Source organism: Thioalkalivibrio sp. ALE17, assembly GCF_000425605.1.
In the GTDB taxonomy this organism is placed as follows: Bacteria; Pseudomonadota; Gammaproteobacteria; order Ectothiorhodospirales; family Ectothiorhodospiraceae; genus Thioalkalivibrio.
Genome location: NZ_AUDT01000009.1, coordinates 83,337 through 107,950 on the forward strand (window position 1 = coordinate 83,337; position 24,614 = coordinate 107,950).

The window sequence follows — 24,614 nt, forward strand, 5'->3', positions numbered from 1 at the left end:
ACATGCTGGAGGTGCGCAACCTGCAGATCCGTCACCGTGACAGCGAGGCACCGCTGGTTGCGGAGGCGAGCTTCGCCATCCGCGGTGGCGAACTGTTCGCGCTGGTCGGGGAGTCGGGTTCCGGCAAGTCGATCACCGCGCTGGCGATCATGCGCCTGCTGGACGAGGGCTTCGAGCGCCCCACGGGCGAGGTCTGGCTGGCCGGGCGCGAGGGACGCCAGGAACTGCTGGGGCTGCCAGCCCCGGCGATGCAGCAGGTACGCGGCGACCGAGTGGGGATGATCTTCCAGGAGCCGATGACTTCGCTGAATCCGGTGCTGACCGTGGGCGATCAGATCGAGGAGGTGCTGCGTCTGCACCGCCCCCAGATGAGCCCGGAGCAGCGCGCCGCGCGCACGCTGGAGGTGCTGCGCGAGGTGCAGCTGCCGAACCCCGAACAGCGCCGCGACGAGTATCCGCACAAGCTCTCCGGCGGGCAGCGCCAGCGGGTAATGATCGCGATGGCGCTGGTGGCGGAGCCGGACCTGCTGATCGCGGACGAGCCGACTACCGCGCTGGACGTGACCATCCAGGCCGAGATCCTGAAGCTGATCGACCGCCTGCGCGAGAAGAACGGCATGGCGGTGCTGCTGATCACCCACGACTTCGGGGTGGTGGCCTCGGTGGCCGACCGGGTGGCGGTGATGCGCGAGGGGCGGCTGGTGGAGCAGGGCGAGTGCCTGCCGTTGTTGCGCGACCCGCAGGATGCTTATACGCGCAAGCTGATCCAGGCCCTGCCGGAGAATCTGCCCCCGCTGCCGCCGGTGCCGGGCGCCGGACGCAATGCGCTGCTGCAGGTCTCCGGGCTGCAGGTGCACTTCCCGGTGCTCAAGGGGCTGATGCGCCGCCAGGTCGACGTGGTGCGCGCGGTGGACGATGTCAGTTTCGAGCTGGAGAACGGCGAGGTGCTGGCGGTGGTCGGCGAATCCGGCTGTGGCAAGACCACCCTGGGCCGGGCCATCCTGCGCCTGGTGGAACCGACCGGTGGCGAGGTCCGCTACCGCGGCGAGTCGCTGACCCGCATGCCGCGCAAGCCCCTGCGCCGACTGCGGCGCCACCTGCAGGTGGTGTTCCAGGACCCGGCCTCGTCCCTGAATCCGCGCCTGAACGTGCTGACGCTGCTGACCGAGCCGATGGCAGTGCACGGCATCGGGGCGGACGTGGACGAACGCATCGCCCTGGCCGGGCAGGTCCTGCAGCAGGTGGCGCTGCCGGAAGATACCCTGTGGCGCTATCCGCACGAGTTCTCCGGCGGTCAGCGCCAGCGCATCGCAATCGCGCGCGCCCTGGTGCTGGATCCGGACGTGATCATCTGCGACGAGGTCACCAGTGCGCTGGACGTGTCGGTGCAGGCAGAGGTGCTGCAGATCCTTGCCCGGCTGCGGGCCGAGCGGCGTCTGGCGATGATCTTCATCACCCACGACATGGGCGTGGTCGAATACTTCTCCGATCGCATGCTGGTGATGCACGACGGGCGCATGGAAGAGATCGGCGCCACCGCGGAGGTGCTGGCCAGCCCGAAGGCCGAGTACACCCGCCACCTGCTGGACGCCGTGCCCCGCGTCTCGCGCTACCTCTGAACCGGGCGAGCCGGCGGCAATGTGCTTTGGTGCGGTCGTTTTGATTCACCACGAAGCGCACGAAGACACGAAGAAGGGCGAGGTCAAGGGCGTTTTCACCACTGAGGGCACAGAGGGCACGGAGAAGGCCCGGGTTCCGGCTCCTGTGTGCCTTGCTCGGTAAGTATCTGAAGGCCCATTTATTATTCTGAAAACAGGACTGACCGGCGCCATATGGGAAACCGCGCAGCGGTTATCCGGGATCTTTCGGGATGGGCAACGGTAGGCGTGAGCCTCAACAGGTCCCGGCTTTTCCCTGCGCTTCGGCAGGGATGACGAGGTCGAATGCTCCGGGAGGGATGATGGGATACCACACCGCAGGGTTCGCTGAGTCAGAGGCGTACCCAGGACCGCGAGCGATTATTTCTTCGTGTTCTTCGTGGCCTTCGTGGTGAACCGCCGTGCGCGGCCATTTGGTCAGAGCGGTGTCTATCTCTGGCAGGTGGGGCAGTAGCTGCTGGCGCGCTGGCCGATGCGGCGGGTGCGCAGCATACCGGCGCAGACGTGGCAGGGTTCCCCGGCGCGGCCGTAGACGTGCAGGGACTGGCGGAAGTAGCCGTGGGTACCGTCCTCGCGGAGGAAGTCGCGCAGGGTGGTCCCGCCCTGCTCGATGGCCTCGGCCAGTACGGCCTTGATGTGTGCGGCCAGGCGCTGGTATTCCGCGCGGGTGACGCGGCCGGCCGCGCGACCGGGCCGGATGCCGGCGAGGAACAGGGCCTCGGTGGCGTAGATGTTGCCGACCCCGACCACGATGGCCTGGTCCATGATGAAGGCCTTCACCGGGCCACGGCGGCCGCGGCTGCGCAGGAAGAGGGTGTCGCCATCGAATGCGGGGTCCAGGGGTTCCGGGCCGAGCTCAGCCAGGAGCGGATGCGGGGTGCCGTCGTCTGGTAGCGGCAGACAGCAGCCGAAGCGGCGCGGGTCATGCAGTCGGACCTGATAGCCGTTGTCGAGGTGAACGATCAGGTGGTCGTGGCGCCGCAGTGGTGTCTCCGGCGGGCAGTGGCGCAGGCTGCCGGACATCCCCAGGTGCAGCAGCACGCCGGCGCGATCCGTCTCCAGCAGGAGATACTTGGCCCGGCGGGCCAGTCGGTGGACCTGCGCGTCGGCCAGCCGCGTGGTCAGGTCTTCGGGGACGGGCCAGCGCAGGCGTGGCTCGCGGACCTCGAAGGCGGTGATGCGGCGCCCGGCCAGCAGGGGTTCCAGCCCGCGCCGGGTGGTCTCGACCTCGGGCAGTTCAGGCATGCACGCCCTCGATCTCCAGCAGCAGCTCGCGGCGGCAGATGTCGCCGCGCACCCACTGCACGATCGGACCCGGGTGGGCCGCGTTGTAGTGTTCCGCCAGCACGGCCGCGACCCGGGGGCGGTCCTCCGGGCGGCGCAGGTAGACACGCAACCAGGACGGCCGGGGCAGCTTGCGCCCGGCGGTATTGTGCAGGGCCTGGAGGTTGGCGAGGGTCTCGCGCGCCTGGGCCACCACGTCGTCCGGGTGCCGGCTCTCGTGGCCGACGATGCTGGCGGTGCCGGAGAGCAGGATCAGCGGGCCGTCGGCCGTATCCAGTTGTGTGGCGCGGGCAAAGGTCGGGCTCTTCGGGCTGTAGCGCGCCGGGTAGTGGTAGGCGCTGACCTGGCGCGGGTTCTCCAGCGGTTTCGCCGGTGTCCGGGTGGCGATCAGGTAGATCACCAGCTGGCGCCGGTCGCCACCGATCGCGGTGGCGGCCGGCATGCTGGCCAGCGGGACTTGCAGGGCCTCCAGGGCGGCGGCGCGCCCGACACAGAACGCCTGGTAGCGTTCCAGTCCGTCCTCTTCGCCGTGGATATCGCCGAAGAAGTTCCAGATGCGCGCCAGGTGTTCGTAGCCGCGCGTGCGGCAGGCGGCCAGCAGCGACTGATAGGCCTGTTCGGTCTGCTCCCGCAGTCCGTGGTCCGGGCCGGTCCAGCTCGCAAACAGCACATCGTCGTGTTCCAGCAGGTGCACGGGGCCCTCGCGGGATGAGCGCGGTGTGCCGGGGGCGGTCCAGTATTCGACATAGTCATCCGGTGCCAGGGGGCTCAGGCCCGGATGGATCTCGAGGGTGCCGCGCGCGGCCTCGATCCCTGCGGGCTCGCGCAGCCGGATCCGCAACCCCGTGTCGGGGCCAGCCGCGGCTTCCGGCATCAGCTGGCTGCGCAGGGTGAGGGGCATCGTCTAGGGCTCCGCCAGGGATGCGAGAAGGTCCTCGGTCCAGCGTACGGCTTCCAGGTAGAGGCGGCTGGAGACCGGCGCGGGGACGGGGGCATTCGCGCTGTCGGGCGGCAGCGCGGGGCCCTCGAAGGCGGCAATGGTCGCCAGCAGCGGCGCCAGCGGGCCGCTCCCCTCCAGCAATGCCTGTTCCATCTCCGTGGACAGGTGGAGTTCGCCGAGGATGCGCCGCAGCGGCACACCCAGCACCCGGTCCAGGCCGGACAGCATGCCGAGCGTGAAATAGCGCTCGCATTCCTCCGGGGGCAGGCCCAGGGCGCGGGCCATCAGCATGCCCATGCGGGCGCGGATCATGACCTGTTCGAGACCGTGGCTCTGGCCGTCGGCGCCGCGCAGGACCATCAGCATCGCCAGGCGCTTGATCCGCCCCTGGCCCAGCCGCAGGATCGCATCGTACAGGGAGTCCGTGGGCCGCCGGCCCCGGTAGGCCGGGCTGTTGGCGAGGCGCAGCAACTGGATCGCCAGCCCCGGTTCGGCGGCGATCAGGCGCTCCAGTTCGGCTGGCGTGGGATCGGGGGCCTGCAGGGCCTTGAGCAGGCGCAGCAGGGCGAGCTCCAGGCTCTCCAGGCGCTGCCCCTCGATCACGTGGGGAAAGGACAGGTGAAAGCCCTGGAACAGGCTGAACCCGAGGTGGCGGCAGCGCGCATAGTCCTCGGCGGTCTCGACCTTCTCGGCCAGCAGTTCCACTCCGAAGCCCCGCAGGGTGTCGACTTCCTGCGCCAGGCGTTCGCGGCCCAGGGTCAGCACGTCGAGCTTGACGAGGTCGGCCAGCTCGACCAGTTCCGCGTGGCTCTCCTGGAACTGGTAGTCGTCGAGCGCAATGCGAAAGCCCCGGGCCTTCAGGCGGCGCACGGCGGCGACCACTTCGGCGTCGATCTCGACATCCTCGAGGATCTCCAGCACCACCTGCTCCGGTGGCAGGCTGGTGATGACGTCGTGCTCGAGGAAGCCGCGGGTCAAATTGACGAACGCCAGGTGCTCGCCGACGAGATGCTCCAGCCCGATGTCGATAAAGGCGCTGCGCAGGAGATCGGAGGTGGCCAGGTCGCCGTCGGTGACCGAGGCGGTATCCATATGCCCCGCGCGAAAGAGGAGCTCGAAGCCGACCAGGTTCTCCTGATCGTCGAAGATGGGTTGCCGGCCGACAAAAATTGGTTGCATGCTTGCGTCAGGTGAACACGATCAATCACGGATGGGCGGCCACGACGAAGTGCGGCAGGCCGGCTCGGGAGGAACACACGCACCATGGATTCGATTGATGCGCCATTTGGCGAAGTCGTGGAGTTGCGCCAGATCCTGCACGACTCGGGGGTTCCGTTGCTGCGGGTTATTATCCGCGATGGCGAACGTTATACCAAGATCGAACTGGACCCGGCGACCGCGCATCGTTGGGGGCGCGTGATGACGCGCTGGGCGGAGACCGCTGCGGAGGGCAGCGCGTCATCCGGGAAGGGTGGTCAGCCGGACCCGGTTTGAGGATAAGCACCGGGGTGCGCGTTGCGGTGCATCCGGGGCTGCTTCCGGCCACGCAGACACAAAAAGGGCCCGGCACCGCGTGAGCGGGCCGGGCCCTTTTTTGCCCGGGATCAGGCAATCGTGCCGGGGGGCGCGATTACTTGATCTTGGCTTCCTTGTACATCACATGCTTGCGGACGACGGGATCGAACTTCTTGATCTCCATCTTCTCGGGCATGTTCCGCTTGTTCTTCGACGTGGTGTAGAAGTGGCCGGTGCCGGCGGAGGACACCAGGCGGATCTTGTCGCGTGCGGACTTGGCAGCCATCGTGAAGCCTCCTTAGACCTTTTCACCGCGGGCACGGCAGTCCGCCAGGACCGCGTCGATGCCGCGCTTGTCGATAATGCGCATGCCCTTGCTGCTGACGCGCAGGCGTACGAAACGGTTCTCGCTCTCCACCCAGAAACGGTGGGAGTGCAGATTGGGCAGGAAGCGCCGCCGCGTCTTGCGGTGGGCGTGCGAAACGTTGTTACCGGTCGCCGGGCGCTTGCCGGTCACCTGACATACTCGGGCCATCGGGGGACTCCGGAATTTGGGTCTACCAGAAAGACGGCGGACTATAGCGCAGCCCCGGGGCCGGTGCAAGGGAGAAACGGGTCTGGCGCGCCGCGCTCAGTTGGCCCCGGGGGCGCAGTGGGTTCGTACCCGGGGCGTCACGCCGCATTCGCGGGCCCAGGCAAGCGTTGCGTCCAGCGGCATCGGACGGGCGATGCCGAAGCCCTGGGCCGCGTCGCAGCCCCATTGTTTCAGGGTGTCCAGGGTGGCGGCGTCCTCCGCCCCTTCGGCCACCACCTTCAGCCCGAGGTCGCGGGCGAGACTGATGCTGGCGCGGGTAATCTGGGCATCCACCGCGTGTTCCAGCATCTGGCGCACGAACGCCTGGTCGATCTTGAGGGTGGTGACCGGCATCCGCTTGAGATAGGCCAGCGAGGAGTAGCCGGTGCCGAAGTCGTCGATGGCGAGCGCCAGCCCGGCGGCGGTCAGGCGGTTGAGGGCGGTGATCACCTCGTCCGGATCGGCCATCAGGGCGGTCTCGGTGAACTCGAGCTCCAGGGCGCAGGGGGGCAGGCCGGAGGCGTGTACCTGTTCCAGCAGATGATCGGCGAATGCCGGGTCGAGGAAATTGCGTGCGGAGATGTTGATGCTGACCGGCATGGTCAGGCCGTGCTCGCGCAGGGTGGCGAGGTCCGCGAGGGCCAGGCGCAGGACGCGGCGCGTCAGCTCGTGGATCAGCCCGGTGCGCTCCGCCTGCGGGATGAACTCGCCCGGGGAGATGCGTCCGCGCGTGGGGTGTTCCCAGCGCAGCAGGGCTTCCAGCCCGATCAGTTGCCGGGTCTCCAGGTCCACCTTGGGCTGGTAGTGCAGGTGCAGCTGGCCGTCGTCCAGGGCGCCCTGGAGCTCGCCGAGGAGCTCGACCGTATGCAGGCTGTGGTCGTCGCTGCGCCGGTCATAGCTGCGGTAGCGCCGGCCCGAGTGGCTCGCCTGGTGCATGGCCATCCAGGCCTTGGTCAGCAGCCGGGTCGGCTCGTCCTGCTCGTGGAAGGGGAAGGACGAGATCCCCGCGTGGGCCCCGAGATAAACCGGGATGTCGTAGACCTCGAAGGGGGCCTGCAGGGCGTCGATCACCGCCTGGGTTACCGCCAGGGCCTCCTTGCGCCCGCGGTGCGGCAGGATCAGGGCGAAGTGGTCGTCGTGGATATGAAACACGTCGGCCCCGGCAGGACCGGCCACGCCCTGCATGCGGTCGGCGATGCCGCGCAGCAGGGGACGCTCGGCGGCCAGGCCCAGGGCGCTGATGCTGTCCTGGTAGTTGTCCATTTGCAGGCTGATCACGAACACCCGTGTGGCGGCGGCCTGCGGGGCCTCCGCCTGGCGCATCAGCTGCTGGACGTACTGTTCCAGCGACTCGCGGTTGGGCAGGTTGGTTACCGGGTTGGTGTAGGCCTGCTCCAGCAGACGGCCGGAATGCCGCCGCAGGGTGTCGAAGAGCCAGCCGGAGAAGCCGCCCAGCACCACGTAGATGCCCGTGCGCGTGAGCCAGTTCAGGGCGGGCTGGGCCGCCCCGGTGGTGGTGTCCAGGGGCATGAAGGGCCCTAGGAGCAGGCCGGCCAGCAGCCCGAAGGCCAACCCGCCCCACAGGCCGAACAGGGCCGCCCCCAGCAGCACCGGGATCAGGATGAAGTTGAGATAGGCCGTGGAGGTGCCGCCGGTCTGATAGACCAGCAGGGTGACCAGTGCCATCAGGAGCGCGGCGGCGGCCGCCCCGGCGATCCTCCAGCGCTTGTGGATGCCTTGCGAGCGCCCATGCGACCAGGCGTGGTACGGGGATGCCCCCATTCCGGTTCCTTCGGCTTGCGCCATGATGTCGTGATCCCCTTATAGACGTTTCTCGCGCGGGCGGGGCAAGGATCCGGGCCGATGCGTCCGGGAGGCGGGTCGCTGTTGCCCGTCGCGGGGGCTTGGTAGCATCCGGGGATGGTACGGACTTTATTCTCCAGGACGGGGCGGCATGGCTGATCGGCGGTTGCAGGTCTTTCTAACGGTGGCGCGCCTGTTGTCCTTCACCCGCGCCGCCGAGGTGCTGCACATGACGCAGCCGGCGGTGACCTTCCAGGTGCGGCAGCTGGAGGAACAGCTGGATACCCGGTTGTTCGATCGCAATCACAATCGGGTCACACTGACCGATGCCGGGCGGCTCGTGCAGCGCTATGCCGAACGCATCTTCGACACCTACGGCGAGCTGGAGGCCGCCCTGCGCGAGCTGAAGGGCGCGAATGGCGGGGCGCTGGTGATCGGGGCCAGTACCACGGTGGCGGAGTACATGCTGCCGGCCCTGCTGGGGGCCTTTCGCCGCGAGCATCCGGATATCGGCATCCGCCTGCGGGTGGGCAATACCGAGAGCGTGGTGCTCATGGTCGAGGAGGGCAGCGTGGATCTCGGCATTGTCGAGGCCCCGGTGACCCACCGCAGCCTGCAGGTGCAGCCCTGCCTGGTCGATCAGTTGCGCCTGATCGTGCCGCCGGATCACGAACTGGCCACGCGCGAGAGCGTCCGCGTCGCGGACTTCATCGAGCGTCCATTCATATGCCGCGAGGAGGGTTCCGGGACCCGCGAGGTCATCATGGAGTACCTTGGGCGCGCCGGGTACGACCGCAGCAGCCTGCGGGGCTGCATGGAACTGGGCAGTTCGGAGGCGATCAAGGGTGCGGTAGTGGCCCGTATGGGGCTCTCGGTGCTGTCCGAGGCGGTGGTGGCCAAGGAGCTGGAACTGGGCGAACTGGTGGCACTGCCACTGTCACCGCCGCTGGAACGGCCGATCTCCCTGGTGCACGCGCGGCAGAAGTTCCGCGTGCCCACGCTGGAGGTGTTGATGCAGTTCCTGCGCGGATACTGCACGGCAGAGGAAAACCGGGATTGAGGTACGCGGTGCCGGGCAACGGCACCGCCGTCATGCGCCGGGGTTCGCCGGTCGGCGTGACGCCGCCGCGACCCGGCCCCGATCCGTGTTTCCCTCGCTCGGACCCGAATACAAAATCAGGATTGACGCGACATGAAGAACTACTGCGTAGTGCAGCATACCTATTCCGAGTTTCTCGGACTGATCGAGTCACAGCTGGAAAAACGCGATATCGGCTTTTCCTACTATCGGCCGTTCGTGGGGCAGGATCTGCCCGGTTCCGCGGCCCAGTTCGACGGGCTGTGGCTGCTGGGCGGCGCCTGGCCGACCGCGGATCACGAGGAGAACCCGCAGGTCCCGGACGAGCTGTCGCTGATCGACATCTTTCGCCGTTCGAAGCGCCCTGTGGTCGGGATCGGCATGGGCGGTTTGCTGGTGGCCGAGCAGGCCGGTGGCACCGCCCACGAGGACCCGATGTATCGCGCGCGCTTCGTGACCGCGCACAAGACCGCGGCGGGCGAGGGCGACGAACTCGCCGAGGCCCTGGATGGCCGGCGGGTGCTGCAACTGGTCAATGGCCGGGTCGACCTGCCGGACGGCGTGCAGCCAGTACTGGTGGACGACGACGGCGACTGGCTGGCGATCCGGCCGGATGAACTGACCTATGGCATGCTGTTTCGACCCGAGATGAAGCCCGGGATGCTCGAGGACATCATCATGGAGGCGCGTCACAACCCGCCGCCGAACATGGGCGAACTCCTGGGCGAGGCGCGCATGGAATGGGGCGAGATGCAGAAGGTGACCGAGGACGTGATCGTGGCGCTGGTGAAGGCGCTGGGCCTGATGCAGGAACGCCGCAAGATGCCGGTATTCAGCCTGAAGATCGAGGACGAGGGATGATCCCTCCACTGGGCATGGGCAGCGATGGCGGTCTGTCGGGAGGCGATCTCGGCTCGGTGCTGGGGGGCGCGCGCAAGAAGGGCCGCGAGGACCCGGCGCGGGCGATCGCCGAGATCGCCGTGCGGCTGTCGCCCGAGGACCAGGCCAGCCTGCTGAAGTTTGCCCGCTTTCTGGAGCAGGAATCGCCGGCCCCCGCACCGGAGCCGGTGCCCGAGCCGGAGCCCATTCCGCGGCCGGAGAACGAGTCGGTGATCAAGGCCATGCGCCGCCTGTCCGCCACCTACCACATGCTGGATCGCTCCAAGCTGCTGAACGAGACCTCGGCCCTGATGGGGCAGCACGTGATGCAGGGGCGTCCGGCGGTGGAGGTGATCGACGAGCTGGAGGTCGTCTTCCGTACCCATTACGAGAAGGCGGTGGCCCAGGACCCGACTCGTTCCGCGGACGGGGATGACCCGGAGGCGGGAGGGCCGTCGCGATGATCGACATCCTGCGTCAGTGGTACCAGCGTCATTTCACCGATCCGCAGGTGGTGATCCTGGCGTTTCTGCTGCTCGCGGGATTCCTGGTCATCATCTTTGCCGGGCGCATCCTGGCGCCGCTGCTGGCCTCGCTGATCATTGCCTACCTGCTGGAGGGGGCGGTGCGGAGGCTGGTCCTCTGGCACATCCCGCGTATCCTCGCGGTCACCTGCGTGCTGCTGGCCTTTCTGGCACTCACCGTTGCGGCGCTGTTCAGTGTGGTGCCGCTGATGTCGGCCCAGGTCACCCAGCTGGTGCGCGAGCTGCCGGGCATGATCTCGGAGGGCCAGAAGCTGCTGCTGCAGCTCCCCGAGCGCTACCCGCAGCTGATTACCGACGAACAGGTCCTCGAGCTGATGGGGGCGATCCGCGCCGAGGCGACCCTGCTGGGGCAGCGCGTGGTGTCCTTCTCGCTGTCCTCGGCGCGGCACATCGTGGACGTGGTGATCTACCTGATCGTGGTCCCGCTGATGGTGTTCTTCATGCTGAAGGACCGTGACCTGATCCTCGGCTGGGTGCGCGGGTTCATGCCCCGGGATACCCACCTGGCCAGCCAGGTGTGGCGCGAGGTGAACCTGAAGATCGCCAGCTACGTGCGCGGCAAGTTCATCGAGATCGTGATCGTCTGGGCGGTCACCTTCCTGACCTTCAACTGGTTCGGGCTGGAATACGCGGTGCTGCTGTCGTTCATGGTGGGCATCTCGGTGATCATCCCGTACATCGGGGCGGCGGTGGTGACCATCCCGGTGGCCGCGGTCGCCTATTTCCAGTTCGGCCTGAGTTCCGAGTTCGCCTGGGTGCTGATCGCCTACGGGGTGATCCAGTTCCTCGACGGCAACGTGCTGGTGCCGCTGCTGTTCTCGGAGGTGGTCAACCTGCACCCGGTGGCGATTATCGCCGCGGTGTTCGTGTTCGGCGGCATCTGGGGGCTCTGGGGGGTGTTCTTCGCCATCCCGCTGGCGACCCTGGTGCATGCGGTGATCAAGTCCTGGCCGCGAGCCCAGCACCCGCCGCCCGAAACCCCGACGGACGGCGAGGCCGGTTCGGCCGAAGCCGTCACCAAGTAGCCCGAAATCCCGGACCTCCGCCGCGCCCGCCCGCGGGCCCGGCGGCTGGTTGGTCCCCATTCGATAACAAGAAGAACGCATGACCGGAACCGAGATCCTGATGAATGTGACGCCCCAGGAGAGCCGTGTGGCCCTGGTGGAAAACGGCGTCCTGACCGAGCTGCACCTGGAACGCACCCGTCGCCGCGGGATCGTGGGCAACATCTACAAGGGCCGGGTGGTGCGCGTGCTGCCGGGCATGGACGCAGCCTTTGTCGACATCGGCCTGGAGCGTACGGCCTTCCTGCACGCCTCCGACGTGGCGCCGGTGGAGCGCGAGGAGCTCAATGGCAATGCGCTGTCGGGCGGGGATGCCCCGGCAACCGCCGCGGGCAACGGGACCGCCAATGGCGGCGCGGCGCCGGCGCGCGAGGGCATCCGCGAACTGCTGCGCGAGGGGCAGGACATCCTGGTTCAGGCGGTCAAGGATCCGCTGGGGTCCAAGGGCGCGCGCCTGACCACCTACATCACGCTGCCGTCGCGCAACCTGGTGCTGATGCCGAACCAGTCGAATGTCGGGGTGAGCACGCGCATCGAGGACGAGGGCGTGCGCGCGCGGCTGCGCGAGTCCATCGAGCAGCTGCGTGACGAGCTGGCCCCGCAGCACGGCTTCATCGTGCGCACCGCCGCGGAGCTGGCGGATTACGAGGCCCTGTACAACGATACCGCCTTCCTGAAGAAGGTCTGGGACAGCCTGCAGGAACAGGCGGCCAGCGCGCCGCCGGGGACCGAGGTCTACGCCGACCTGCCGCTGGTCGAGCGCATCCTGCGCGACATGGTGGGGGTGGACATCGAGCGCATCCGTATCGACTCGCGCGAGACCTATCAGAAGGTCTGCAGCTTCGTCGAGCGCTACCTTCCGGAACTGATCGGGCACATCGAGCATTACCCCGGCGAGCGCCCGATCTTCGACCTGTTCAACGTCGAGGAGGAGATCCACCGCGCCCTGGAGCGCAAGGTGGAGCTGAAGTCCGGTGGCTACCTGATCTTCGACCAGACCGAGGCGATGACCACGGTCGACATCAACACCGGCGGCTTTGTCGGCCATCGCAAGCTCGAGGAGACGATCTTCAAGACCAACCTGGAGGCGGCCCAGGCCATCGGGCGCCAGCTGCGCCTGCGCAATCTCGGCGGGATCATCATCATCGATTTCATCGACATGCAGGACGACGAGCACAAGCGCCAGGTGATCCGCGCGCTGGAAAAGGCGCTGGAACGGGATCACGTGAAGACGCAGATCTGCGATGTCTCGCCGCTGGGGCTGGTGGAGATGACCCGCAAGCGCACCCGCGAGAGCCTGGAGCACCAGATGTGCGAGCCCTGCCAGGTCTGTGGCGGGCGCGGCTACCTCAAATCGGCGGAGACCGTCTGCTACGAACTGTTCCGCGAGATCCTGCGCGAGGTGCGCCAGTACGACGCGCGCGAGCTGCGGGTCCTGGCGTCGCAGAACGTGATCGACCTGCTGCTGGACGAGGAATCCGCCGCGCTGGCGGAGCTGCAGAGCTTTGTCGGCATCCCCATCCGCTTCCAGGTGGAGACGCTCTACACCCAGGAACAGTTCGACGTGGTCTTCGTCTGAGCTATACCTAATTCAGACATGGCCCGGATTCGGGCGATTGTCGCCAGCGGGGAGGGAGAGACACCAAGGTGAAGCACGCGTGCGGACCCAGCATGGATCGGGGTCCCGGTCGGCCGGGCAGGCCGCGTTTTGATCGGGTGGGTGAAAAATGAGCATCCGTTCACAAAGTGTACGGGTGGCCCTGGGGATCCTGCTGGCCCTGGTGCTGGCGCTGGTGATCGCCATCCTGGCATTGCGCCTGGCGTTGCCGCACTGGGACGGCCTGCACGCCTGGGTGGAGGCGACCGCCAGCGAGCAGCTGGAGCACGAGGTCTCCGCCGCGGGCATCGAACTGGGCTGGGCCGGCTGGTCCCCGGCGCTGGTGGCGCGGGAGGTCCGGGTGGCGATGCCCGAGGGCGAGCCGGTTGCCATCGAGCGCCTCGGGATATCGCTGAGTGCCGGGGCCAGCCTGCGCAGCCGGCATCCGGCGCTGGCGGTGCGGGTCGAGGGGGTGGACCTGCGCCTGGTGCGCCATGCCGATGGCCGGTTTTCCCTCCACGGGCGCGAGATCGGCATGGGTGAGGGGCGCTTGCTCACCATCCCGGTGGCGCAGTGGCCCGATGTCGAGGCGGAGGCGATCCGGCTGATCTGGGAGGACCGCGGCGCGGGCCTGGAGTCCGCCGCGCGGCTGGACCGGGCGGCCCTGCGCACGGCGCACGATGGCTCGCTGCGGCTGTTTCTCGACGGGGCCCTGGATGCGCCGGATGCGGGCGGGCATTTCGTGCTCGGGTTGCAGGCGCCGGCGGCCGATCTGCGCGATGCGCGTTTCTTCCTCGAAGCGGATGCGGTGGACCTGACCGCCTGGCAGCCGTGGCTGGCCTACCTGGGCTGGCCCGCGCCCGAGGGCACCGCGACGCTGCGCCTGTGGGGTGCGCTCGACGATGGCCGCATGGCCTGGCTGCGCGGGGATCACGAGACGACTCTTGGCCTGGCCGGGGAACCGGACGGTCCGGCCATCGGCCATCGATTCGACTGGCGGGTCCGGGACGGTCGGCACCGGTCGTCCTGGAGCGGGACGCGGCCGGGTTCCGGGGACCTGCGCCTGGCCTACCGCCTGGAGGGCGAGCCCCGCGAGCTGGTGGTGGATGCGGTGGAGCTGGCGGCCCGCGATGTCGACGTCGAGCCCTACGCGCCCCTGCTCACCCTGCTGCGCCAGGCGGCGCCCGAGCTGGCCGAGCGTATCGCCGACCTCCATCCGCGCGGAACACTGGACCTGGCCCGGTTCGAGGCGCGCCGCGAGTCGGACCGGCTGCAGCCGGTCTGGGCCGAGGCCGATGTGCGGGATCTTGGCTGGCGTGCCGCCGGGCATGGGCTCGGGGTGCAGGGGGCGGCGGGCTACCTGCAGTGGCGTCGCGGCGGCGTGGAGCTGCTTCTGGACAGCCGCGACCTGGAGATCGATCTGCCGCGGGTACTGGCCGAGCCGGTGGTGCTGGACACCGCCCGTGGCCGCCTGCGCGCCGAGCGTGACGACTCCGGGCACTGGCACCTGGCGGGCGAGGGCCTGAATGCCGCGAATGCCGACGCCGCGGTACGCGGGCGCATGCGGATGCGGCTGGACGGGCACGCGGCCGGACCGCGGGTCGATATCGCCATGGATATCCTGCGCGCCAACGGCGACCGTACCGCGCGCTACCTGCCGCTGTATCACCTGCCGGAGAACACCTATCAGTGGCTGGTGGATAGCATCGTGACTGGGGTCTCCACGGGGGGCGGCATGGCCTACCGCGGACGCGGAGAGGACTTCCCGTTTGCCGACGGCGAGGGGGTGTTCGACCTGTGGGCGGATGTCGAGGCGGGCATCCTCGACTACCAGGAGGGCTGGCCCAGGGCCGAGGACGTCAGCGGGCGGCTGCTGTTCCACAACGCGGGCTTCCGCACCGAGGACGCGCGGGGCCGCATCCTCGACACCGAGGTGGATGCCACCCGGATCGGGATCGAGGATATGGAGAACGCGGTCCTCGAACTGGAGGGCACGGCCGATGGTGATGCCGCTGATCTGCTGACTTATCTGCGTCAGGCCGACCTGCTGGAGGAGGCGGCGGAACTGCGCGATCAGGCGCGCCTGACGGGCCCGACCCGGCTGGGGCTCTCCCTGACCCTGCCGTTGCAGGAGGGGCGCATGGACCAGACGCGGGTCGCCGGCACGCTGGATCTCCAGGGCACGCGCGCCGAGGTCCCGGGCTGGCCCGCGGTGCTGGAGGCCGTCGAGGGCCAGGTCCGGTTCGATACCGCCGATCGCATCGCGGCGGAGGATGTGACCGCGCGTGTCCATGACGAGACCGTCATCCTGGGGGCGGACTGGACCCTGGATGGCGAGACCGCGCGGCTCACGGCGCGCGGGAGACAACCCCTGGGGCCCTGGCTGGAGGATTTTCCGGAGCTGGCCCCCTACCTGGAGGGTTCGGCGCAGTGGGAGGCGCGACTGCGCCTTGGCCAGGCGGTGGATGGCGTGCGTCTGGATCTGAACTCGGATCTGGTCGGTGTGGCGATCGACTGGCCGGAGCCGATCGGCAAGCCGGCGGAGGAGGCCCGCGCGCTGGAACTGACGCTGCCCTTGGGCCATGACGGCGCGGGCATTGGCCACCTGACACTGGGATCGGTCCTGCGGGCCCACCTGCGTCTTTCCCCGACCGCCGCCCCCGAGGACCCGGCCGTGCGCGGCGCCGAGCCCCGAACGGCAGCGCGCGGGGTGGCCCTGCAGGCCCTGGCCCTGGAGATCGGCGCGCCCCGGGCCAGCGCCCTGACCCTGCCGGGGGCGGGCGTCTCGGTGCGGGCCCGCCTGCCACGGCTGGAGGTGGACCCGTGGCTCGAGGCCCTGGGCGAGGCCCCCTGGGGCGGTGCGGTGGATCTGGGCGCGGCCGGCGACGATGCCGAGGAGGCGGAGCAGGCCGTGGCGCTGACGCGCCTGGAACTGGATATCCGCGACCGTATCCGCTGGGGCGAGCGGGACCTGCCCGGGCTGCGCTTCCTCGGCCGGCGCGGGGACGCGGGATGGGATCTGGAGGTGGCGTCCGACTGGCTGGCTGGCGAGGCCCGCTGGCGCCCGATGGCCGCCGGTGGGCGCGATCGCTGGGAGGCGCATCTGCGCCACCTGATTCTGGACGGTCTCGAGTGGACCGGCGCTGGCGAAGAGGCCGAAGCGGAGGTGCAGCCCGTCACAGCCGGTAGTTTCGAGGATCCGCGGGCCTGGCCGGCAGTGGACCTGACGCTCGACAGCCTGGCGCTGGGCGATTACCGTTTCGCGGATATCGAGCTGGGCCTGGAGCCGCAGGCCAGCGGTCTGGTGATCCGGGACCTCGAGGTCCGTGCCCCGGAGGGCGATCTCCATGCCGATGCGGTCGGCGTCTGGCGGGTGTCCGCGGAGGGACTGCCGGAGACACGCCTGGATGCGACCCTGTCCGGTGACGACTGGGGCGCGGCCCTGCGGTCGGCGGGGCTGTCGCGGGCCCTGGTCGGGGGCGCCGGCGACGGGTCGCTGTCGCTCGTCTGGCCGGGGCCGCTGTACGCCCCGAGCCTGGCGCAGCTGACAGGGTCCGTGGAGCTGTCGCTGTCCGACGGGCGCCTGGCGGATGTCGAGCCGGGGGCGGGTCGCCTGCTGGGGCTGGTCAGCCTGGACGTACTGCCGCGGCGGTTGCGGCTGGACTTCCGCGACGTGTTCACCGAGGGTCTGACCTTCAGCGAGCTGACCGCGGACGCCGTGCTGCGCGACGGGGACCTGCATGTGCCCGACCTGCGCCTGGAGGGACCCTCGGCCAGGGTGCGTCTGAGCGGTCGCACCGGGCTGGTGGCACGTGACTATGATCACGAAATCGTGGTCGTGCCGAGCCTGCGCACCGCGCTTCCGATCGTCGGGGCCCTGGTGGGCGGCCCCGTGACCGGGGTTGTGGTGCTTCTTGCGGAACGCGTGCTGGGGATCGGGGATCAGATAGAAGAGGCGGCCCGCGTCGAGTACGCGGTGACGGGCCCCTGGGACGACCCGCAGGTACGCGTGCTGGTGGAGCCGGCAGCGGAGACCGACGGGGCCGACAACGACTGATACCGGCGCGGGCAGTGGCGCCCCGACCGGTCTCGCAACGGACAAGCGGAGCAACATGACTCAGGTAGCGGCCATCCAGATGGCCTCCGGACCCCAGCCCCAGGCGAACCTCCTGGAGGCCAAGCGACTGCTGCAGGAGGCGGCCGACAAGGGCGCGCGCCTGGCGGTGTTGCCGGAGAACTTCGCCTTCATGGGCATGCAGGAGACCGATGTGCTCGGCATCGCCGAGGTCGCCGACGGTGCCGGTCCGCTGCAGGCCTTTCTCGCCGAGCAGGCTCGGCGCCTCGGGCTTTGGATCGTCGGCGGGACCATCCCGCTGCAGACCGCGGGCGGCGACCGGGTGCGGTCCGCCTGCCTGGTGTTCGACGATCAGGGGCAGCAGGTGGCGCGCTACGACAAGATCCACCTGTTCGACGTGCGCCTGCCGGACAGCAGCGAGGCCTATACCGAATCGAAGGTCTTCGAGCGCGGCGACCAGGTGGTGGTCGTGGATACGCCGGCCGGCCGCATGGGCCTGGCGATCTGCTACGACCTGCGCTTCCCCGAGCTGTTCCGGGCCCTGCTGGATCAGGGGGCGGAATGGGTCGCCCTGCCGGCGGCCTTCACGGCGCAGACAGGGCAGGCGCACTGGGACGTGCTGCTGCGGGCGCGCGCCATCGAGAACCAGTGCTACATGCTGTCGGCGGCCCAGGGCGGGTTCCATGTGAACGGCCGCGAAACCTATGGCCACAGCGCCCTGGTGGATCCGTGGGGCCGGATCGTCGGCCAGCTCCAGCGCAACCCGGGCGTGCTGCTGGCCGATCTGGACCGGGCCCAGGCCGCGCGCATCCGCAACAGCTTCCCGGCCGTGGAGCATCGCCGCCTGCCGTGCCCCGGGACCACCTGATCCGGCGACATAAACCCGCAACGCCGGCGCGCTTGAAAGCGCGGGCGGTGCCCCAAGCTCCATACTGAACCGACAAGTGCTGCCCCGCCTGCAAGTGCGGCGGGGCAGCCGATCTCCGAACCCGAGAGGACTGCATGATCGACCGTCTTGCGCAACAGACCCTGCTCGACCCCGCCGGTCTCGGCGACAGCGAGCTGAGCACCCTTCTGGGTACCACCTTCGGTCACGGCATCGATGGGGGCGACTGCTACTTCCAGTTCGCCAGCCAGGAGGGGTGGTCGCTGGAGGATGGCATCGTGAAGTCCGCCAGCTTCAATATCGAGCGCGGGGTCGGCATCCGCGTGGTGCGTGGCGAGCAGACCGGGTTTGCCTACTCTGACGACATCGCGATGCCGGCCATGCTGGAGGCCGCGAAGACCGCGCGCAGCATCGCGAGCGCCGGTCAGAGCGGGCGCATCGCTGTGGCCTCGCGGTCGCCGTCGCGCCCGGCGCTGTACGCCCCCGACAACCCGCTGGATTCGCTGGACGAACAGACCAAGATCGACCTCCTGAAGGAGGTGGATGCCGTGGCCCGCGCCGAGGATTCGCGCGTCACCCAGGTGATGTGTTCCCTGGCCGGGGTGCACGAGGTCGTGCTGGTGCTCAACGCCCGCGGCGAGCTGACGACCGACGTGCGCCCGCTGGTGCGCCTGAACGTGCAGGTCATCGTCGAACAGGGAGGGCGTCGCGAATCCGGGACCTCGGGCGGCGGCGGACGTTTCGGCTACCAGTACTTCCGCGAGTCGGACCGGGCCGCCGGCTATGCCCGCGAGGCCGTGCGCCAGGCGCTGGTCAACCTGGAGGCGCGCGAGGCCCCGGCCGGGACCATGAAGGTGGTGCTCGGCCCCGGCTGGCCGGGCGTGCTGCTGCACGAGGCGATCGGCCACGGGCTGGAGGGCGACTTCAACCGCAAGGGCACCTCGGCGTTCTCCGGACGCGTCGGCGAGCAGGTCGCGGCGAAGGGCATCACCATCGTCGATGACGGCACCCTGGAGGGGCGGCGCGGCTCGCTGAACGTCGACGACGAGGGCAACCCCACCCAGCAGACCGTGCTCATCGAAGACGGCGTACTGCGCGGCTACATGCAGGACGAGATGAACGCCCGCCTGATGGGCACGCGCTCCACCGGCAACGGCCGCCGCGAGTCCTATGCCCGGCTGCCGATGCCGCGCATGACCAATACCTACATGCTCGGCGGCGACGCCGACCCGGAGGAGATCCTGGCCTCGGTGGACGACGGCCTGTACGCAGTCAATTTCGGCGGCGGCCAGGTGGACATCACCTCCGGCAAGTTCGTGTTCTCCGCCTCCGAGGCCTATCGGGTGGAGAAGGGCAAGGTGACGTACCCGGTCAAGGGTGCGACCCTGATCGGGAATGGCCCGGATGTGCTGACGCGGGTATCGATGATCGGCAACGACATGAAGCTCGATTCCGGTATCGGGACCTGCGGCAAGGAGGGCCAGGGCGTGCCGGTTGGCGTGGGTCAGCCCACGCTGCGGATCGATGGCATGACCGTGGGCGGTACCCAGGCGGCGTGAGCGCTGCGGGACCGGAGAATCGGCGTCGAAACGGCGACAAGGACAAGGAGGCAACAGATGAATCTCGATTTCCTCGAACAGGAACGTTCCCTGCCGGAAGGGCATGGCCACGACCAGATCGTGCAGTGGCATGTGTTCCGCGCGCGCGACAAGGCCGAGCAGTTTGCCCACCACGTCGAGCTGGGCGAGGGCCAGGACCTGGTCGGCGGCTGGACCCGGGACAGCGTCGGCATGCTGTACTGGGTCGGCGTGCATGTCGACGACCTTGAGCGCTGGGGCAACGCCGGCGCGGTCCACAAGCACGGCGCCCGGGTCGACTAGATCGCCCGGCACCGCATGCGGTTCCGGGCTGAATGGCCCGGGGCCGCTTCCCTGTTTCTGTATCCCTGACGGATATCCCCGACTCGTCCCTTTATAGCGGAACCCTGCATGAGTACATCTCCCGAACGCGTGAGCCCGGAATCCCTGTCCCAGGACGGCGAGGTCCAGGCCCTGTCCCATTCGCCGGAATCCCTCCAGGCACGGGTCCAGCGCACGCTGGAGGCGGCGCGCGAGCGCGGGGCCTCGGACGCCCAGGCGGTGGTCAGCCACAGCGTCGGGCTGGAGCTGGGTGTGCGCAAGGGGGAGATCGAGAGCCTGGAGCACGAGCGCGACCAGAGCCTGTCGCTGATCGTCTACTTCGGCCAGTCCAAGGGGGCGGCCTCCACCACGGACTTCAGCGACCAGGCCCTGATCGACACCGTCGAGGCCGCCTGCCGCATCGCCCGCTACACCGAGCCGGATCCGTATGCCGGGATGCCGGACCCCGCGTTCAAGGCGAGCGACTGGGAGGACCTCGACCTTGACCACCCCTGGGGCTGCAGCGCCACTGAGGCGACCGAACTGGCCCGCGCGATCGAGGCCGCGGGCTTCGCGGCCGACGACCGGATCGAGAACTCCGAGGGCGCCAGCGTCAGTACGCGGCGCGCCATGGCCTTTCTCGGCGACAGCCAGGGCTTCATGGGGGGATATCGCAGCACCCGGCACTCGCTGTCCTGCGCCCTGGTGGCGCGCGACGCGGCCGGCATGCAGCGCGACTATGCCTACACCGTGGCCCGCCACGCGGGCGACCTGACCGCCGCCGAGGCGATCGGGCGCGAGGCGGCCGAGCGCACCGTGCGCCGGCTGGGCGGGCGCAAGCTCTCCACCCGCACCTGCCCGGTGCTGTTCGCGCCAGAGATGGCGCGCACCCTGATCGGCAGCTTCACCCGCGCGATCTCCGGGCCGGCCCAGTACCGCGAAAGTTCGTTCCTGTTGAATGCCGTGGGCGAGACCGTGTTCCCCGCCTGGATGCAGATCGAGGAACGCCCGCTGACCCCGCGCGCGCTGGGCAGCGCACCCTTCGACGGCGAGGGGGTGCGCACCCGCAACCGGCCGCTGATCGCCGATGGCGTCCTGCAGAGCTATACCCTGGACAGTTACGCTGCGCGTCGGCTGGGGCTGGAGACCACCGGCAACGCCGGTGGCGCGCGCAATGTGACCGTGGCCCCGGGGGACAAGGACTTTGACGCCCTGCTGTCCGAGATGGGTACCGGCTTCCTGGTGACCGAGCTGATCGGGCAGGGCGTGAACATGGTGACCGGCGACTACTCCCGCGGGGCTGCCGGGTTCTGGGTCGAGAACGGCGAGCTGCAGTACCCGGTGGAGGAGATCACCATCGCCGGTAACCTGAAGGACATGTTCCGGCGCATGGCGGCCGTGGGCACCGATGTCGACCGCCGCGGCAACATCCACACCGGCTCCATCCTGATCGAGTCGATGACCGTCGCCGGCGACTGAGCCGCCCTCGCGGCGCGCGCCCGGCAGTGGGCGTGCGCGGCGCATTCCCCGGTACCCTCCACGCTGCTACGCTCGTCGTGTGGCTGCATGGCCGTGACCGCCCGATCCCTCGAGGCGGCGGCCTTGCGCGGGCGAGGGACAGCCATGAACTTTTTCGAACAGCAGGACCAGGTGCAGCGCAGGACCCGCTGGTTGCTGGTTCTGTTCGCCCTGGCGGTGCTGGCGGTTGTCGGAGTGCTGGGCATTGCGGTCTGGCTCCTGGGCGGCAGCGGTGCGGCGATCGCCTGGACCATGGGGATCACGGCGGGGCTGATCGTGCTCGCGAGCCTGTACCGGGCCTGGCAGCTGCGGGCCGGGGGTGGCGGCCTGATCGCGCAGGAGATGGGCGGCGTGCGCATCGCGGGCAACCCCGCCGACCCCCAGTGGCAGCGGCTGCGCAACGTGGTCGAGGAGATGGCGATTGCCTCCGGGATGCCGGTGCCCGAGGTCTACGTGCTGGAACAGGACCTGGGCATCAACGCCTTCGCGGCCGGGTTTGCCCCGAATGACGCGGTGATCGCGGTCACCCGCGGCGCCCTGGACAGCCTGGAGCGGGCCGAGCTGAAGGGGGTGGTCGCGCACGAGTTCGGACATATCCTCAATGGCGACATGCGCCTCAACATGCGCCTGATCGGCATCCTCTACGGCATCGAGGTCCTGGCGCTGCTGGGCCAGGGCGGGCTGGCACGCCGGCGCCGCCGCCACAAGGGGGATGTCGCGGATACCGGGGTCGGGGTGCTCAGTGTCACGCTGATCGTGGTCGGCTATGCGGGGTTGGCGCTGGCGCGCTGGATCCGCGCGGGCATCTCGCGCCAGCGCGAATACCTGGCGGATGCCCACGCGGTGCAGTTTACCCGCGAGCCGGACGGCCTGGCCGGCGCCCTGAAGAAGGTGGCGGCGCGCTATGCCGGTCTCAACGGCAATACCGAGGAGATCACCCATATGCTGTTTGCCAGCGACGCGATCGGGCAGCTCTTCGAGACCCATCCGCCGCTGCTGGAGCGCGTACGCATCCTGCAGCCGCAATTCGATCCGGAGGAGCTCAAGGGCCTGCGCGAGCGGCTCAATGCCCGCGTGCGCGAACGGGCGCGCGAGCGCGCGGTGGATGGCATGCAGCGCGAGCGCGAGGGGCGTCTGCCCGGGGCGGAGGCCGTGGAGGACGCCCTGGGTGGCCATCCGGCCCTGACCCACATCCTGGGGGCGGGGATGCTGCTGGCCGCCATCCCGGGGCCGCTGGCCTGGGCCGCGCGCTCGGAGGCGCGGGCGATCGAGGTGGTGCTGTATCTGCTCCTGAACCCGGACCCGGAGGTACGCGAACGGCAGCTGGCGGTGATCGGCGAGGCGCTGGGTGGTGACCTCCAGGAGGCCGTGCGTCGCCTGCAGACAGCGGAACCCGAGCTGCGGGACGATCTGCGCCTGCCCTTGCTGGAGCTCGGATTCCCGGCCCTGCGGCGCCTGGACGCGGACGACAGGGCACGCCTGCGGTCCCTGGTCGATCGCCTGATCCATGCCGACGGGCGAGTGGCGGTCTTCGAATACGCGCTGGGGCGTCTTCTTGACCGGCAGCTCGGGGACATTCAGGACCCGGCCGCCGCGTCCCGGCCGCGCCACGCTGCCCTGGAGGACCACCAGGAGGGCGCGCATTTCCTGCTGGCGGTGCTTGCCCATCACGGTCACGCGGCGGATCCGGCCGCGGCGCGCGCGGCGCTGACGGCCGGCGTGGGTGTCCTGACCGGCGCCCTGCCGCTGACAGTCGAGCTTCCAGAGGCCCTGACCGGTCCCTCCGGGGCCCGCGCCTGGGCCAGTGTGCTGGACCGTGTGCTGGAGCAACTGGATGGCCTGCGCATGCGCGACAAGGACCAGCTGATCCAGGCCATGGTTACCACCGCGAGCCATGGCGGGCAGGTGGTGACCGCCGAGGTCGAACTGATGCGGGTGATGGCGGCCGCGCTGCATGTCCCGTTGCCGCTGGCCGTGGACGATTGGGCTGGATCCCAGCCGACCGGCGAGGGCGGCGTCTGAACGCGATGCCGGCAGAATCGCGGGTTTTGCGCTCGGTTGCCGCGGGGACGGTCTGGCCCGTGTGCGAACCGAAAAATAAATTCGCTGGCAAGTCACGGATCCCAAAGGGGTTTCGGGTCGGCGCCCGAGAAAACCCGAAAAAACACTATCAATGCACCGCGGTTTGGGCGGACAATGGCCGCGAGGTAACGGTAACAGGCTCCATGCAGCACCAGGCGACACCCCGCAAGGGGCGTTCAGATTCGCAGTTCCGGTCCCGGTTGGGGCCGCAGAGAATCACGATCAATCTTCACCGTCGTTCGGTTGCCCTCCAGTCTCTCCCCCCTCGAAATCCCAATCCAGTACGTACAAAACAGAGGTAACCGAAATGGCTACAGGTACAGTGAAGTGGTTCTCCGACGAAAAAGGCTTTGGCTTTATTACCCCGACCGATGGCTCCAAGGACGTGTTCGTCCATCACAGCGCCATCCAGGGTAGTGGCTTCAAGTCCCTGGCCGAAGGCCAGAGCGTCTCGTTCGACGTCGAGCAGGGCCAGAAGGGTCCGGCTGCCGCGAACGTCGAAGCGCAGTAAGACAACCCCGGCGCGCAAGCGCCAGGTTGTTGAAGAGCCCCGCCTTGTGCGGGGCTTTTTCGTGTGGGGCCGGGTGCGCGGGGGAGGGCTGATGCGGGCCGTGCCTGCACGGATCTGCCCCGAAACGGCCGCATTTTCGCGTGGTTCGGGACGCGGACCGTGCTACCGTTCGCGCATGAATGCTGTATTTCACCAGGCCCTTTTCCGGCCCCGCCGCGGATCGCTCGTCCGGGTGGGGCTGGTGGTCCTGTGCCTGCTGTTATTCGCGCAGCAGGCGGCGGCCCAGGGGCCCTACCGCGCGCCGGAGATGATCCCGGGCAGTCAGACCATCGAGGCCGCCGAGGCCTGGGCGCTGTTCCGCGCGGGGGTGCCGTTTGTCGACACCCGGTTGCGTGCGGACTACGAGGCGGGGCGGGTGCCCGAGGCGCGCAATCTGACCATCATGCGGGACCGGGACGACGAGCGGAATCGCTTTACCCGCGAGAACCTGCTGGACTTCATCGGCGATGTCGACGCACCGGTGGTGATGTACTGCAACGAGCGGGACTGCTGGCGTACCGAGGCGGCCACCCGCCGCGCCCTGGAATGGGGCTTTACGAACCTCTACTACTTCCCCGGCGGCTTCCCGGAGTGGATCCGTTCGGGCTATCCGTTTGAATAATCGCGTGGTGTCTGCAGGCGCACCCACCGGGCGGCGAATCCGGCTC

At 69.1% G+C, this 24,614-nt stretch carries 21 protein-coding genes; 15 read left to right on the forward strand and 6 right to left on the reverse strand.

The features are described 5' to 3' along the window. The first annotated feature begins 2 nt into the window (after positions 1 to 2). Complete coding sequence (locus H609_RS0108215; protein WP_018881354.1) at positions 3 to 1,619, forward strand: ABC transporter ATP-binding protein; 1,617 nt, start codon at positions 3 to 5, stop codon at positions 1,617 to 1,619. A 468-nt stretch (positions 1,620 to 2,087) separates the two neighbouring features. On the opposite strand, the gene mutM is transcribed toward H609_RS0108215, so the two are convergent. From mutM to H609_RS0108235, 3 genes are read right to left on the reverse strand one after another with little or no spacing between them, the layout of a single operon-like run. Next, positions 2,088 to 2,903: a bifunctional DNA-formamidopyrimidine glycosylase/DNA-(apurinic or apyrimidinic site) lyase gene (mutM, locus tag H609_RS0108225; RefSeq protein WP_028484717.1), complete on the reverse strand. Its 816-nt coding sequence runs from the start codon at positions 2,901 to 2,903 to the stop codon at positions 2,088 to 2,090. After that, positions 2,896 to 3,843, reverse strand: coding sequence for a hypothetical protein (locus tag H609_RS0108230; protein ID WP_028484718.1), 948 nt, complete (start codon positions 3,841 to 3,843; stop codon positions 2,896 to 2,898). Before H609_RS0108230 ends, mutM begins: the two co-directional genes overlap by 8 nt. A gap of 3 nt (positions 3,844 to 3,846) precedes the next feature. After that, a complete protein-coding gene (locus H609_RS0108235; protein WP_019583984.1) occupies positions 3,847 to 5,061 on the reverse strand; it encodes an EAL and HDOD domain-containing protein in 1,215 nt (404 codons plus the stop codon). Positions 5,062 to 5,145: 84 nt separating this feature from the next. Between H609_RS0108235 and H609_RS0108240 the strand changes: the two genes are divergently transcribed. Further along, on the forward strand, positions 5,146 to 5,376 hold the full coding sequence (locus H609_RS0108240; RefSeq protein ID WP_028484719.1) for a hypothetical protein: 231 nt from the start codon (positions 5,146 to 5,148) through the stop codon (positions 5,374 to 5,376). A 136-nt stretch (positions 5,377 to 5,512) separates the two neighbouring features. Here H609_RS0108240 and rpmG read toward each other — a convergent pair whose 3' ends face one another. From rpmG to H609_RS0108255, 3 genes are all read right to left on the reverse strand, one after another. Continuing rightward, positions 5,513 to 5,683, reverse strand: coding sequence for a 50S ribosomal protein L33 (gene rpmG, locus H609_RS0108245; protein ID WP_017941410.1), 171 nt, complete (start codon positions 5,681 to 5,683; stop codon positions 5,513 to 5,515). A 12-nt stretch (positions 5,684 to 5,695) separates the two neighbouring features. Continuing rightward, positions 5,696 to 5,932: a 50S ribosomal protein L28 gene (gene rpmB, locus H609_RS0108250; RefSeq protein WP_017941409.1), complete on the reverse strand. Its 237-nt coding sequence runs from the start codon at positions 5,930 to 5,932 to the stop codon at positions 5,696 to 5,698. A gap of 96 nt (positions 5,933 to 6,028) precedes the next feature. After that, entirely contained in the window at positions 6,029 to 7,753 is a 1,725-nt protein-coding gene (locus H609_RS0108255; protein WP_028484720.1) for a bifunctional diguanylate cyclase/phosphodiesterase, read from the reverse strand. 172 nt (positions 7,754 to 7,925) lie between these two features. Here H609_RS0108255 and H609_RS0108260 point away from each other — a divergent pair, with 172 nt between their 5' ends. The 13 genes from H609_RS0108260 to H609_RS0108320 all read left to right on the forward strand — a co-directional run bounded on the left by H609_RS0108260 (position 7,926) and on the right by H609_RS0108320 (position 24,568). Beyond that, a complete protein-coding gene (locus H609_RS0108260) occupies positions 7,926 to 8,834 on the forward strand; it encodes a LysR family transcriptional regulator (RefSeq protein WP_018867482.1) in 909 nt (302 codons plus the stop codon). Between the two features lie 132 nt (positions 8,835 to 8,966). Then, positions 8,967 to 9,713: a type 1 glutamine amidotransferase gene (locus tag H609_RS0108265; protein WP_018877133.1), complete on the forward strand. Its 747-nt coding sequence runs from the start codon at positions 8,967 to 8,969 to the stop codon at positions 9,711 to 9,713. Continuing rightward, entirely contained in the window at positions 9,710 to 10,195 is a 486-nt protein-coding gene (locus H609_RS0108270; RefSeq protein WP_026280373.1) for a hypothetical protein, read from the forward strand. The genes H609_RS0108265 and H609_RS0108270 overlap by 4 nt, the downstream gene beginning before the upstream one ends. Continuing rightward, positions 10,192 to 11,301, forward strand: coding sequence for an AI-2E family transporter (locus tag H609_RS0108275; protein ID WP_019583981.1), 1,110 nt, complete (start codon positions 10,192 to 10,194; stop codon positions 11,299 to 11,301). Before H609_RS0108270 ends, H609_RS0108275 begins: the two co-directional genes overlap by 4 nt. 79 nt (positions 11,302 to 11,380) lie before the next feature. Beyond that, positions 11,381 to 12,919, forward strand: a complete 1,539-nt coding sequence (gene rng / locus H609_RS0108280) for a ribonuclease G (protein ID WP_019583980.1) — start codon at positions 11,381 to 11,383, stop codon at positions 12,917 to 12,919. Positions 12,920 to 13,067: 148 nt separating this feature from the next. Then, positions 13,068 to 16,994 (forward strand): YhdP family protein, encoded by a 3,927-nt coding sequence (locus tag H609_RS0108285; protein ID WP_038036190.1) that lies wholly within the window; start codon positions 13,068 to 13,070, stop codon positions 16,992 to 16,994. Positions 16,995 to 17,049: 55 nt separating this feature from the next. Beyond that, positions 17,050 to 17,880 carry a carbon-nitrogen hydrolase family protein gene (locus H609_RS0108290; RefSeq protein ID WP_018867476.1) on the forward strand — a complete coding sequence of 277 codons (831 nt, stop codon included), beginning with the start codon at positions 17,050 to 17,052 and terminating at the stop codon, positions 17,878 to 17,880. A 134-nt stretch (positions 17,881 to 18,014) separates the two neighbouring features. Next, complete coding sequence (tldD, locus tag H609_RS0108295) at positions 18,015 to 19,457, forward strand: metalloprotease TldD (RefSeq protein ID WP_018867475.1); 1,443 nt, start codon at positions 18,015 to 18,017, stop codon at positions 19,455 to 19,457. 57 nt (positions 19,458 to 19,514) lie between these two features. Continuing rightward, positions 19,515 to 19,778, forward strand: a complete 264-nt coding sequence (locus H609_RS0108300) for a hypothetical protein (protein ID WP_018867474.1) — start codon at positions 19,515 to 19,517, stop codon at positions 19,776 to 19,778. Between the two features lie 108 nt (positions 19,779 to 19,886). Then, positions 19,887 to 21,275: a metalloprotease PmbA gene (gene pmbA / locus H609_RS0108305; protein WP_026280355.1), complete on the forward strand. Its 1,389-nt coding sequence runs from the start codon at positions 19,887 to 19,889 to the stop codon at positions 21,273 to 21,275. A 144-nt stretch (positions 21,276 to 21,419) separates the two neighbouring features. After that, positions 21,420 to 23,336, forward strand: a complete 1,917-nt coding sequence (locus tag H609_RS0108310; RefSeq protein ID WP_018867472.1) for a M48 family metalloprotease — start codon at positions 21,420 to 21,422, stop codon at positions 23,334 to 23,336. 367 nt (positions 23,337 to 23,703) lie between these two features. Next, entirely contained in the window at positions 23,704 to 23,907 is a 204-nt protein-coding gene (locus H609_RS0108315) for a cold-shock protein (protein ID WP_018140642.1), read from the forward strand. Positions 23,908 to 24,139: 232 nt separating this feature from the next. Beyond that, positions 24,140 to 24,568: a rhodanese-like domain-containing protein gene (locus H609_RS0108320; RefSeq protein WP_018867471.1), complete on the forward strand. Its 429-nt coding sequence runs from the start codon at positions 24,140 to 24,142 to the stop codon at positions 24,566 to 24,568. The last annotated feature ends 46 nt before the right edge of the window (positions 24,569 to 24,614 follow it).

What these genes read in the sequence shown, in the direction of transcription:
- H609_RS0108240 (WP_028484719.1), top strand. Translation starts at nt 5,146, where the DNA reads ATGGATTCGATTGATGCGCCATTTGGCGAAGTCGTGGAGTTGCGCCAG.
- H609_RS0108285 (WP_038036190.1), top strand. Translation starts at nt 13,068, where the DNA reads ATGAGCATCCGTTCACAAAGTGTACGGGTGGCCCTGGGGATCCTGCTG.
- H609_RS0108270 (WP_026280373.1), top strand. Translation starts at nt 9,710, where the DNA reads ATGATCCCTCCACTGGGCATGGGCAGCGATGGCGGTCTGTCGGGAGGC.
- H609_RS0108315 (WP_018140642.1), top strand. Translation starts at nt 23,704, where the DNA reads ATGGCTACAGGTACAGTGAAGTGGTTCTCCGACGAAAAAGGCTTTGGC.
- H609_RS0108310 (WP_018867472.1), top strand. Translation starts at nt 21,420, where the DNA reads ATGAACTTTTTCGAACAGCAGGACCAGGTGCAGCGCAGGACCCGCTGG.
- H609_RS0108215 (WP_018881354.1), top strand. Translation starts at nt 3, where the DNA reads ATGCTGGAGGTGCGCAACCTGCAGATCCGTCACCGTGACAGCGAGGCA.
- mutM (WP_028484717.1), bottom strand. Translation starts at nt 2,903, where the DNA reads ATGCCTGAACTGCCCGAGGTCGAGACCACCCGGCGCGGGCTGGAACCC.
- rng (WP_019583980.1), top strand. Translation starts at nt 11,381, where the DNA reads ATGACCGGAACCGAGATCCTGATGAATGTGACGCCCCAGGAGAGCCGT.
- H609_RS0108260 (WP_018867482.1), top strand. Translation starts at nt 7,926, where the DNA reads ATGGCTGATCGGCGGTTGCAGGTCTTTCTAACGGTGGCGCGCCTGTTG.
- H609_RS0108230 (WP_028484718.1), bottom strand. Translation starts at nt 3,843, where the DNA reads ATGCCCCTCACCCTGCGCAGCCAGCTGATGCCGGAAGCCGCGGCTGGC.
- tldD (WP_018867475.1), top strand. Translation starts at nt 18,015, where the DNA reads ATGATCGACCGTCTTGCGCAACAGACCCTGCTCGACCCCGCCGGTCTC.
- H609_RS0108255 (WP_028484720.1), bottom strand. Translation starts at nt 7,753, where the DNA reads ATGGGGGCATCCCCGTACCACGCCTGGTCGCATGGGCGCTCGCAAGGC.
- pmbA (WP_026280355.1), top strand. Translation starts at nt 19,887, where the DNA reads ATGAGTACATCTCCCGAACGCGTGAGCCCGGAATCCCTGTCCCAGGAC.
- H609_RS0108265 (WP_018877133.1), top strand. Translation starts at nt 8,967, where the DNA reads ATGAAGAACTACTGCGTAGTGCAGCATACCTATTCCGAGTTTCTCGGA.
- H609_RS0108300 (WP_018867474.1), top strand. Translation starts at nt 19,515, where the DNA reads ATGAATCTCGATTTCCTCGAACAGGAACGTTCCCTGCCGGAAGGGCAT.
- rpmG (WP_017941410.1), bottom strand. Translation starts at nt 5,683, where the DNA reads ATGGCTGCCAAGTCCGCACGCGACAAGATCCGCCTGGTGTCCTCCGCC.
- H609_RS0108290 (WP_018867476.1), top strand. Translation starts at nt 17,050, where the DNA reads ATGACTCAGGTAGCGGCCATCCAGATGGCCTCCGGACCCCAGCCCCAG.
- rpmB (WP_017941409.1), bottom strand. Translation starts at nt 5,932, where the DNA reads ATGGCCCGAGTATGTCAGGTGACCGGCAAGCGCCCGGCGACCGGTAAC.
- H609_RS0108235 (WP_019583984.1), bottom strand. Translation starts at nt 5,061, where the DNA reads ATGCAACCAATTTTTGTCGGCCGGCAACCCATCTTCGACGATCAGGAG.
- H609_RS0108275 (WP_019583981.1), top strand. Translation starts at nt 10,192, where the DNA reads ATGATCGACATCCTGCGTCAGTGGTACCAGCGTCATTTCACCGATCCG.